1 protein-coding gene is annotated in these 12,151 nt (G+C 73.7%); it reads right to left on the reverse strand.

Features of this window, described 5'->3' with window-relative positions; translation table 11 throughout:
• Window positions 1-99: 99 nt before the first annotated feature.
• Window positions 100-12,063 carry an ADP-ribosyltransferase gene (locus ADL05_RS22495; RefSeq protein WP_053618993.1) on the reverse strand — a complete coding sequence of 3,988 codons (11,964 nt, stop codon included), beginning with the start codon at window positions 12,061-12,063 and terminating at the stop codon, window positions 100-102.
• Window positions 12,064-12,151: the final 88 nt, after the last annotated feature.

Raw genomic sequence — 12,151 nt, forward strand, 5'->3', positions numbered from 1 at the left:
GGCCGCCCGCGATGTGCGGCCGTGGGCTCGTGCCGGTCCTCGGATGGTGCTCCGCTCTCAGCCATGGGCTCCTGCCCTTCCTCGGCTCTCCTTCCATGCTCAGCCATGGGCCGATGCTCCCTCGGTTCCGGTGCCCGCGTCGGCGTCCTCGACCGCCCCGCCGTCGCTGGCTACGGTCGGGACCGGTGGCGGCGGGAGCACGTCGGCGAACAGGTCCAGCGTCCCGTCGGGCCGCTGTCGGAAGGCGGTGATGAAATAGGTCGTCCCCCGCGCCAGGATCAGCTCCCGCTGGGTGGGGTAGCGGCTGTTGCGGCCCACCCACAGCGCGTGCGTCCCTGGCGGGAGCGTGAAGTGGATCTGCACCGGGTCGACGTAGCCCCCCGCGTAGCCCAAGACGCCCGTGCCCAGCGACGTGGAGAGGTAGCCGGGCTCGTACTGGGCGGTTCCGACCAGTGACCCGGGGTCGCCGGAGAATCCGGTGAGGAAGTCGGCGCGGCTGAGACCGCGGTGCGTGACGATCGCCTCGGGCAGCGGGCTGGAGCCGATGGCGGCGTCCAGGACACCGATCCGCGCGTGGAGGTCGTCGAGGGTGGGCAGGTGGCCGAAGAGGTCGACGAGGTGGCCGGGCAGCCCCGCCCAGCCCCGCCACATCGCGAGTTCGGCGGCCGGGTCCGGCGCGGCCGCGATCTCCTCGACCACCGATCGCGCCGCGGGCGACAGGGTGTCCGGCCGCGCGGCGGCGGCGAGGACGTCCTCCACCGTCGGCGTGCGCCCGCCCGCCAACAGGTACAGCTCCCAGCCGTCGCCGCCCCGCTCCATCCAGCTCTCCAGGAGTTCCGGCCGCTCCTCCTCGGGGGTGCGAAGAAGTTGGTTGTAGGGGCTCGACCGCTCGGTGTAGGCCACGACGGCGTCCTGCTGGTCGGGCGGCAGGTGGCCGAACGCGCCGGGTCGGCGTCCGGGATGCGAGAGGTGGCCCTCTCCATAGGCTTCCCCTTCCGCGTCGGAGCGGAAGCGGCGTACCCCGTCCGGGCCGAGAACACCGGGCAGGGGAGGAGCGGGGTGCTCGCGGTACCCGGCGTCGGCGTCCATCGCCGGGCTCGGCCGCCATCCCTCGGGCGGTCGCCACCCGTCCGGCACGAACTCGGCCTCGACGAACCACAGCGGTTCGACGGGCCCGTCCTCGGCACGGCGGCCGGGGCGCTGGTAGACGCCGTGGACGACGAAGGAGCTGTTGCGGGGGATCAGGATCCCGCGCTCGCCGGAGGCGTGGGAGAGCGGCGCGGCGTTGAGGCCGGGGAATCCCTGCGGGACCCGGAACATGAAGTAGAGGGGGCGGTCGTAGGGCGTGCGCGAGCCCAGGGACGTGGAGATGTAGCTCGGCTCGGTGTGGACGGTCCCGACCAGGCCCGTGAGGGTGGCGGGGTCGTTCAGGTCGATCCCGAGGCGGTCGGTGAACCCGCTGTCGGCGCCCTTGTGCACGATGAGGGGGACGGGAAGCGGTGTTTCGGTGAGCGCGCGGTCCACGTTGCGCACCAGCGAGGTGAAGTCGTCGCGCCGGTACACGCCGACGTTGCCGTGGCGCAGGCCCTCGCGGGCCAGGGTGTAGTCCGCGCTGGTGTGGTCGGACACGGCTTCGGCGGCGGTGGGATCGGAGACCCGGGGCAGGTACGTGTCGGCCCAGTGCGCGGCCCCGGCGTCGTCGGCGAACCGCAGAGCGTGGGCCATGCCGACGCCCCCGGGCTCGTGGGGCAGGCCGTGCCAGACGGGGGCCGGGCCGAGTTCGTTGCGGACGTCGTCGTCGCCGGTCAGGACCTCGCCGTCGCCCTCGGAGGCGTCGTCGGAGTCCTCGGAACCGTCGGATTCATCGGATTCGTCGGAGTCAGACGGTTCGTCGCCGTGACCGTCGTCCATGTCGGTGTCGTCGGGGTGAACGGTGGTGGGCTCGGCCGAGGGCTCGCCGGTGTTCCACGGCCCGGTGCCGGGCGTGAAGGCCGACATCACCACGAGGTCGTCGGCGCCGTCTCGGTTGATGGCGGGCGCGGTGGGGGCGGCGGGCACGTTGGGCTCAGTGGGAGTGGCAGGGGTGGTGGGGGCGGCGGGGGTGCTCGCCGTCGCTGGTGGGAGGCCGCCCTCCGAGCCGCGCGGAGCGCTGCGCCAGTCGGCGGGCGGGCTCCAACCGTCGGGGACCACCTCGGCCTCGAGGAGCCAGTGCTCGTTCCCGTACAGCTCGTCATGGACCGGACGGACGTCGTGGACGACGAAGGTCGTGCCACGGCGAAGGAGCACGTCGACTCCGTCGCCGGTCAAGGTGCCGGACGACGTGTCGGAGGTGTTGAGCGCGGGGTAGCCCTCGGGCACCCTGATGACGACGTCGATCGGGTGGCGGTGGTCCAGAGGCCGCTCTCCGGTGGTCGTCGTGGTGTACCCGGGGTCGGTGTAGGTCCGTCCGACCAGGCCGAGCATCGAATCCGGATCGGTGGGGGAGACGCCCAGGCGCTCGGCGAATCCGGGGTCCGCGCGGTGGTGCAGGACCAGCGGATCGGGCAGCGCGGAGCGGTCGATCACCGAGTCGAGGGTGTCCGCCGTCTCCCGTGCGCGCGAGCCGGGCCCCGTGCCGCCGCGCAGTACGTCGTTCACGGTGGCGTCACTTCTCCCGCCGGTGAGGTCGCGCACGGCCGAGGCCTCCGTGTCCGTCAGGGCGGGCGGCGGCATCCGCAGCGACAGGTACATCGCGCCCTGGCCGTAGCCGACGAGTTCCTCGCCGTCCCGCATGCCCCGGGGCTCGACCCCTTCGCCCCAGGCCGGGCGCGCGGGCCAGGCGCCGGACGGGGCGTCGGCGCCGTGCGGGTGAGCGGGCGCGACGCCGGGTCCGGCTGTGTCGTCGTGCCCGCCGGGAGGCGTGGTGGCGGGCGCGGGCACAGGAGTGGGGGTGGCGTTGGGCACAGTGGGCCGGGGACGGGGCAAGCGCTGCGCTTCCGACCCGGTCGCGGGGAGCCCGCCGGTCTGCGCGGGCTCGTCCGACGACACGGTCGACGGGTGCGGCGGGAACGGCAGGTCGAGGAGACCGTTGGGATCGAACAGCGGTGGCTTGGACCCCAGGCCGGACAGGGGAGACGGCGACTTGGGATCGAGTCGCCCGAGCAGTTCTTCCAGCGAGAGAGGGGTGCCCCCGGCGTCCCTGGTGTCCCTGGCATAACCGGCGTCCCTCGGGATCCGGTGGCCCTCCGTGATCCCAGCGTTCCGGAGGCTTCCGGTGTCCTCGTGGCCTCTGGAGCCCACGGTTCTGCCGGTGTCTTCCTGGCCCCGTGTGTTCCCGTGGTCCCCGGTGTCTTCGGCGTCCCCAGAGTCCCCAGCGGCACCGGCGTCCACGGTTTCGTTGCTGCCCAGCGGCCAGTCGACGTTGTCCCGGCCATCCAGGCTTTCCACCTCGGACCGGCCGGTGCCCTGCTCGTTCGGGGCGGTGTCGGCGCCGGAGCCGGAACCGCCGTCGAGTCCCTGCGCCCGGTCGCCGGGCCCGCTGCCCCCGCCCAGGACGCCCACGGGCTCGGGCAGCGAGTGGACCATCATGACGCGCGGACGGGTGATGCGGGAGCTTTCGCCGCCCGTCCCCCGGTCTCCGGTGACGTCCGTGGACCTGCGTCCCCGACCGTCGGACGAGGCCGGTCGGTCCTCGCTGGTGGCGTTCGGCGAGTCCGTTCCCCGATCTCCGTCCCGTAGGAGGTCGGCGGCGCGCCTCTCGTCCGTCGCCTGCCGCTCCAGGTCGCGCACGGCGTCGGTGAGCGCGGCCAGTGCGTCCCGCGCGTTCCGGAGCTCCACCGTCCTGGCGGCGAGGTCGGTTTCCGCGTCCGCGAGCCGCCCGGTCAGCGCGTCCCGGTGTGCCCTGGCGTCGGCGGCCTCGGTCCTGGCCCGCCCGAGGTCGGCTTCCAGCCCGTCGGCGCGGGCCTCCAGCGTCCGGGCGCGGTCGGCGGCGGCCTCGGCGTTCCTCTGTGCGGTGTCACGCGTGGAACGCAGGTCGTCGGCCGCCTTCTGGGCGGCGTCCCGGTCGCGTCCAGCCTGCTCGGCGGCCCGGCGCAGCTCCTCTGCCCGATCCCGCAGGGTGCGGACGCGTTCCTCGGCCGTGGCGTCGCCGTGCCGCCGGTCGGCGAGGTCGCGGGCGCGCCGGTCGAACTCCTCGCGGGCGTTCCCGAGCTCCTCCGCCGCCGTCGCGGCGGCCCGCTCCCTGTCCTGGACGGTCTCCCGCTGGTCCCGGGATGCTTCGGGGGACGGGGCGTCCCCCTCTCGGCCCCTGGCCGGGTCCTCCGACGGGGCGGCCCTTTCGCCACCGGCCCGCTGGTCCTGCGCGGTGTCGGCGGAGGCAGACGGCGCCGTCCCCCGGGGCCCGTCGCCGCCCTCCTTTCCGTCCTCGCTCTCGGCGCGGGTCGCGGACCCGGCGAGCGCCTCGTCGTAGGTCGTGCGCGTTCGCTCCGCCGTGGCGGCGAGCTCCTGTATCCGTTCACCGAGCTCGCGTAGCTCCTGCTCGGACCGGGCCGTCCCGTCCCGGCGCGCGTCGGACTCGCGCTGGGCGCCATCGCGTTCGACGGCGGCGCTGTCCGCCCGCTCACCGGCACGCTCGGCGTCGGCCTTCGCGGTGTCGGCCCTGCCCTGCTGCTCCGTGTACCGTTCGCTCAGCTCGCTGTACGCGTCGGCCGTGCTCTCGGCCCTGTCGCTGGCCGTGTCGGCGTCGCGCCGGGCCCGGCCCGCCTCGACCTCCAGCCGCGCCCGCCTGAGGTCGGCGGTGTCGAAGTCCCGTCGCGCGGCGGGCACGTCGCGCTCGCGCAGGTCCTCGATGGCGCGTGCCAGGGTGCGCACGTCGGCGGCGGCCCGCTCGACCCGGTCCCGGGCCCGCGGCTCCGAGTCGCGGAGCCCGGCGGCGCGATCGCTCAGCTGCCGGGCCCGGTCGCGCAGACGCTGCTCCTCCGCGGCGGGCTCCACCTGGGCGGGCCGGGACGGGGCCTCGACGTTCAGTGTCGAGCGGAAGCGGTCGGCGAGGCTCCCGGAGCGGGGCGCCGTGTCCGGCGTCCGTTCCGTCTCCCCACCCGATTCGGTGATCGGGGGCAGGGCCACTCCGCCACGGCTTCCGCCGGACCCTCCGCCCTCCTCGGCGGCCCCGGTCAGGTCCATCTCGCGCGGGTTCCCGAAGGTCCGCCGTGACCTGCTCAGCGTCTCGACCCAGCGGTCGATGGCGCTGTTGTACTCGTTCAGCGCCTGGTCGTACGTTTCCTGCTGCTCGTCGTAGCGCTGGCGGGCCGCGTCCCGGTCCGCTCCGTTGACGACCTCGTCGGCCAGGCCCTCCAACGGTGCGCGGGCGTCGGAGTAGGCCTTCTCCGCGTCGGCGAACTTCTGGCTCGCCTTCTGCAGGGCGTCGAACACCGGCCGGAGCCCGTCCGCCTGCTCGCGGGTGACCACGCCCATCGCGACCGCGTCCGACTCCGAGACCCACGCCGCGATCCGGGTGGGAGTGTCCCCGATCTGCCAGCGGGCCGGCTTGCCGTGGGAGGGCCCCGTCTCCGGTCGGGCGCCGGTGACCTTGTTGCGCCAGACCGTGCGCGTGGGCAGGGCGGAGGCGGTACCGATCGCCCACGTGGTGTCGAACTCCACCAGGTAGGCGGGGCCCTGGCGGAGCCGGTCGGACTGCGGATACCGCTTGGTCGGGCGCTCCGCGCCCGCGTTCTCGCCGTCCGTCTTCGACGAGGCGACCCCGAGCCCTCCGGTGTAGATGCCCTCGTGGTTGTCGTAGTCGTGCGCCGCCTCGGTGCTGAGCCCCGCCCCCCGGACGGGGTCGGAGCTGCCGCCGACACTGGAGGACTGCCCGGCGGATCCGTGCTGCCCGCCGCCGTGGGCGAGGTTGTCGCTGATCCTGGTGCCCGGGACGACGTCCAGGATCGTGGCGTCGGACATGTCCGGAAGCGCCTTGACACTCCACTTCGTACGGCCGATGTCCAGCATCTCCACCCCGTCGTCCTCGCGGGCGGCGCTGGGGAACAGCGCCTGGACGGCCACGTCGTCCAGGCTGTGGTCGATCGCGTTGTGCCGGGTGTCGAGCTTGTTCTGGTCGGCGACGTGGGCGCGCGCGGCGGCGACGGCCTGCGGTGTGTAGGCGCCGTCCTGTACCGCGTCGGCGGGCGGCTTCCAGCCCAGCGACTTGGCCATGACGATGTTGGCCGTGTCGCGCAGCGCCTGTCCGTGGTCGAGCACCGCGGTCGGCAGGATGACCGCGTCCTTGACGGGCGCGGTCCGATCCGGATCGCCGCCGCTGTGCTCCCTCGTCCACGTGCGCATCATGTCGCCCAGGGACGCCCGGGGCGTGCTGCGGGGGTGCTCGGGCGCCGGTGCAGGCGCGGACGCGTCCGAGTCCGGAGCCGACTCCGGGGCGGACTCCGGGTTGGGGGCAGGTGCCGCCGTATCCGACTCGGGGGCGGCGACCGGGGTCGTCCGCGGAGCCGGGGCCGGCGCCGGGGCGCCGTCGGTGTCGGTGATCTCCGTGATCCGGTCGTCCGTGCCGGTGCCGGTGTCCTGGTCGTCGCCGGTCGTGGTCGTGGGGGTGGGGGCCGGGGTGAACGTCAGGTAGGCGAACGGGAACAGGGTCTCGGTCTGCCCGGCGTCGCCACGACCCGTGAAGGTGGTGCGGTCGGTCCCTCCGCGCAGGGGATTGCGGACGCCGCTCTGCTCCCGCTCCGGCTTGGGGTCGCCTAGCTCCAGGGTGAGGACCAGGTCCGCGTCGTGGGTGAGCTTCGCGTACGGCACGTGCATCTGGAGCTCGACCGTGCGCGTGGCCGCCTCCGAGTGCCCGTGGCCCGTACTCCGGCCCGTGCTCGCGGACACCCCGGTGCTGGGGGGGTAGAACAGCGGTCGGCTGCCCGGCTGGTCGTCCGGGGCGCTCCGGTCCCCGTCGTAGCCGGTCGGCTGGAGCAGGGTGCCGTCCGCGCCCAGCGACGTCGAGGTCGAGGTGCTCTCGTCCCGGCCCCGCGTGTCGGTCCAGCTGCGCGACTCGATGTAGTCGGCCGCGAATCCGGCGTACTCGGTGCGCGTGGCGGTGGTGCGCAGGTCCACGTACACCTTGGCGTCGGTGGAGGTGTGCACGGTCCGGTCGATCGGCCGGACGCGCACCGGGACCGGCACCGCCTTGGCGGGGTTGTTGCCCAACTGCGTGGTGAGGTCGTGCAGGAGCTGTTCACGGCTGTTGCCGGTCAGCTCCAGCCCGTCCCGCGCCAGGTCGTCGACGAGGTTCTGCAGGGCGGCGTTCGGGTCCGCGGGCCGCATCTGCCGACCGGCGTTCTCGAAGCCGGGTCGGACCACCAGGCCGCCGGGCTTGTGGGGGTTGGGCTGCGGGCCCAGGACCGGATGGGCGCCGGTGCCGGTGACCGCGTCCTGGACCAGGTCCGAGGCATGGGCGTCGTGGGAGTGCACGTACCCCGAGAACAGGTCGGGCACCGGGATCCGCCAACCGCTGAAGGTGGTGTTCCACGGCACCGTGAAGCCGATGCTCCAGTTCTTCAGGAACTCGAAGGCCTGGGTGACGTGCCCCGACCCGCGGAAGGCGTAGGACCGTGCGACCTGCGGAATGAACAGGACGGAGGAGGAGAAGCCGCCGGAGCGTGAGACCGACGAGTCCTTGGTGAAGGGCGTGAACCCGAACGCGGGCCCGCCCACCGGGATGGGTCGGAGCGCTTCGCTGGGCAGGGAGTCGTCCCCGGCGGCGCGGTTGGGGTTGTCGGTGGCGCCCGAGCCGACCCGGCTGGACACGCCCGTGCTCCGGGTGTCCTTCGTGGAGAGGTTCACCTGGGTTCCCGCGCCCCACCAGATCTGGGCGTCCACCGGGAAGAAGACGTCGACCGACTCCAGGTCGACCCTGGTCGCGACGGTGGTGCGGACGTCGTGCGGGGAGAACAGCCCGCCGCTCATCTCCTCCCGCATGCGCGACCCGGTGGGCGACGTGGCGCTGTGGTCAGTGGCCAGGCCCATCCCCGAGAGGCGGTCCTCGAACTGGTTCCGAGCGCTCGGGCTGCCGTCCAGGGTGTGTTCCAGCTTGCGGCTGAAGCCTTCGTGCAGCCCCCGGCGCCCGACGGAGAAGGAGTCATAGGTCCGCTGGAGCAGCCCGGGCCGGTTCGGGCCGCCGAGGTCGGTGTTGACGTGCTCGATGGTGCCCCCGTGCCGAAGGATCTCCCGGGCACGGCGCTGCGCGAGCGAGGGCGGTCCGGTGGGGGCGGTCGTGTCCGGAGTGGGATGCGGCGGTGCCGTGGTGTTCGGGGGAGGGGCGGTGCCGGGGGTGGCCGCCGGGTTCGCGGTGCCTGGTGTGCCGGAGGTGGTGGCCGTTGCGCCCTCCGCGTCCGGGGTCCGCGAGGTAGTGGACGTGCCCGTTGGATTCGGGGTGTCGTTGTCCCCTGTGCTGGCCGTCGTGACGGGAGGGTTCGCGGCATCGGTGGTGACCGTGGTGGTCGCCGGGCCTGTGGTGCCCTCGGTGCCTGTTGTGCCCGTGGTGGTCGAACCGGCCGCCGGTCGGGTGGGCACGAAACCGTGGCGGATCATCGATCGCGCCTCGTCGGTGGTGAGCCGAGTCGGGTTCGCGACCGGAGGGGGAGGCGTGGCGCGGACCGGAGCGGGCGAGGCCACCTTGGGGGTGGTGAGCGTCATGGTCGTGCGCAGGCCGTCGTCGCCGAGCAGCGGGACACCGCGTGTGCGCGGCGGGGCGTCGTTGCGGGTCTGGCCCAGGTCGTCGTGCTCGTACAGGCGGGCGTCGAACGTGGTGTCGGCCGTCCACACGTCGTTGCCGCCGGCGAACATCACGCGTTCCTCGGTGGAGTGGGTCAGGCCCTGGCTCGCGCTGTGCCCCCTGCCGAACGAACCGCTGGCGGAGGCCGAGGGCGTGCCGAATTTGGCGGGCACGCCGCGGGCGTCGGACCCGGTCTGCTCACGGACGTTCATGCCGACGGTGGGCGTGATGGTGTGCTTGTACGACCGGCCCGACCCCCTGCTCAGGCCGGCCGAGCCGCCGATCCGCGCTCCCGAGCCGGCCTCGGACTCCTTCAGGTGGCGCAGCGGGCCCGCGTCGGCGGTGACGCGGACGGTGACGGTGTCGGGGCGCAGGCCCTCCTTGAGCGTCATCGTCGACGGCAGGTCGATGGCGGCGGTCTCGCTGAGGTGGACGGGAATCCCGTCCCCCAGAAGGGCGTTCGGGGAGCTCTTGAGCGTGGACTCGGAGACGGCGTCGAGGATCCGGATGGTGTTCCTGCGTGCGGTCTCGTAGTCGCGGCGCAGACCCCAGTGCTCCCGGAAGGAGCGCTCGAAGTACCCGGCGTCGGCCTTGCCGGGGCGCCGGGCATAGGTGGCCGGGGTGCGGGCGAGCTCGGGGATGACCAGCCCGGGGCGCCGCTCGGCGATGGAGGTGAGGATGCCGTGGGCCAGGTCCTCGTAGACGGTGCGGGCGTCGTCGCGCGCGGGTGCCGTCCGGTCGCCGGGGCCGTCCGCTTCGGTGGTCGTCGTGCCGCCGGTGTTCTCCGTGCCTGCTGTGCCGGTTGTGGCCGCCGTGTCGGTCGTGTCCTCGGCGCCCGTCGTGGCCGGGGCCCGGTCGAAGCCGCGGACGGTGGCCCCGCTCAGGTCGGTCGGGTGGTCCTCGCGCAGGTTGGGGAACGGCGGGACCGGAGCCGGCGCCGCGTCCTCGCCGTCGTCCGTGGCGTTCCGCCGGAGGTCCGAACCGCCCGCGTCCGCGTCGTCGGCGGTGATCGGATCGGTCGCCGTACTCCGCCCCGGCTCGTCCGTCGTACCCGTCGCCGCCGTGGTGTCGGCCGTCCCCGGTGTCTCGGTTCGCGCCGTACCGGCGGCCTCGACCTGGTCCCGTAACGTGCGGGCGTCCTCCGCGGTCAGTAGGTCGATCGAGCTGCCCTCGAAGCGGTGGATCCGATCGTCGCCCTCGAACTGGAGGTAGAACTCGCGCTGGACGTCGTAGGCCGCGTACGCGGGAGCGTTGTGCGTGAAGGCGCTGGCTGTGGCGGAGTGGCTACGGGTGTTGCTGACGTTGGAGCCGAACGAGAACGCGTACTCCACGAAGGGGACGTCGAGCCGGATGGCGCGCCCGTTGGGCAGGTCGACGTGGACACCGAACCCGCCGCCGAGCATGCCGGAGGCGCCTTTGCTGCGGGTCACGGTGCTGGAGGAGTTCTTCGTGGCCGTGTTGCTGTGCAGCAGGTCGACCAACGGCGGCGAGTGGTCCTTGCGCGTGTACAGGGTGGGCACGGTCCACAGCTTCAGGATCCGTTCGCTGCCGTCGGGCGCGGCGATGCGGATGTGCGCGGGGGTGTTGGACATCTGCGGCAGCAGGTTCTGGATCTGGTCGTTGTGGAACGCGCTCTCGATCCGGTCCCGGAAGTCCCTGATCCGCTCGTCGCGCCGCCGGTCCCCGCGCGGCAGGTGGTCGCTGATCCATTCGACGACCCCCGGCTTGTGTCCGCCGAGCATGTGGTCGGCGATCCACGGGCCCAGCCCCGGGCTCCGCGAGCCGTCCCCGCCCTCGGCGCCGTCGCCTTCGCGGTCCCCTTCTGCGCGAGGCGTGCCGCCGGGGGCGGGGGTGATGTCGCCGAGGCGGATGGGGTGGCCCGCGCCCACTCCGGGACGGTTGACGGCGGGGCGCGGGGCGTGTCCGGGCGCAGGGGCCGGACCGGAGTGCACGCGGATGGTCCCGGGCAGGTCGGGGTGGTCGACGACGGCCCCGGGCACGTTCAGCACCAGGCCGTTGGTGGACCGGCCGCGGCTGGTGTGGGGCGCCGGAGCGCCGGGGGTTCGAGTGTCGTCCGTCGTGTCCTGGGTCTGCGGTGGCGGTGCGGTGGTGACCTGCGCGTCACCGGTCGTGTCCTGGGTCCGCGGTGGCGGTGCCGGAGGCGTTGGGGGCACCGGCGGCGTGATCGTCAGATCCATGTCCAGGTCCGCGGCGTACAGGTGGGGCGTGTCCAGCTGCCAGACCTCGGTGTCGGAGTTCGCGCTATCGGACGTGGCGCGACCGGTGGCGCGCACACCGACACCGAACCGGCCGCCGATCGAGAAGATCGGCCCCGCGTTGGTGTCACCGGCGACACTGTCCACGTAGATCGGGTTGGCGGTGAACTTCGCCCCCACGGACCTGCTTCCACCGCGCGAGCCGCTCTCGTTGGCGTTGACTCCGGTTCCGGCGTTCTGGGTCCGCAGGAACTTCGTCTCGGTGCCCTGGCCCCGGGGATCGGTCGGAACGTGGTGGAAGCCGTCGCCGACCTGGTTCAGGTCGAGGTGGGCGGTCCAGATCCCGCCGTCGTCCGACTGGACCCGCACGGTGTGGCCGCCGGGTGCGAGGAACGGCCGGGGGCCGTACTGGCGGAAGACGTCCGCGAGCGCGTCCGTGATGCGGTCCCGCACGGTGTCGTCAGCCGTGGGCACCCGGGTGAGGCCGTCCGTGACGAAGGTGTCGACGTTCTCGGCGGCGACCATGTGCGGACCGAACAGGTTCGTGCCGGTCAGGTAGCCCAGGTCGTAGGAGGTTCCGGACCGGTCCGGTGTGAAGCTGCCCGAGTACTCGCTTCGCGGCTGCTCCCCCTCGGGCGGCGGTGCGTCGGTGGAACGGTCACCGCGGCCGTCCCCGCTCCGCTCTTCGGTGACGTCGATGGCCGGGGTGCCCTCGTCGACGGGCCGGGGCGGAGGGGGCGGCGGCGAGGTCGGAGGCGGCGTCCGCCGTTCCGGGGGGTTCTCCCGCGCGGTGGACTCCTCCTCCGAAACGGTTCGTGGCCGCTCCTGTCGCTCGTCGCCGGAGCCCGTCTCTTCGGGGTGCTCCGAGGCGGTCGGAGGCCTCGCGACGACGTCTCGGCTGCTCGTGGTGGTGTCACCCGATTCCCGGATCTGCGTCGGCGAGGGCTGGGCCGGTGACTCGGGGGCGGGGGGCTGCTCCCGGTCCCCCTGAGGCGGTGTGCGAGTGCCCGGCTGGCGGCCCGGACCGTTGTCGGACCGGTGCGCCGAGCGCTCAGACGCGGTGGTGCCCGCGTCGGTCCCGTCGCCCGTGTTCGCCACCGGCGGTGGCCCAGGAATCTGGATCCCGTGGAGGGTGAAGACGTGGAGGTCGGAGTCGGTCCAGGGGAGGGGTGAGTGGGGGAGGGGG

Source organism: Nocardiopsis sp. NRRL B-16309, assembly GCF_001279585.1.
In the GTDB taxonomy this organism is placed as follows: domain Bacteria; phylum Actinomycetota; class Actinomycetes; order Streptosporangiales; family Streptosporangiaceae; genus Nocardiopsis.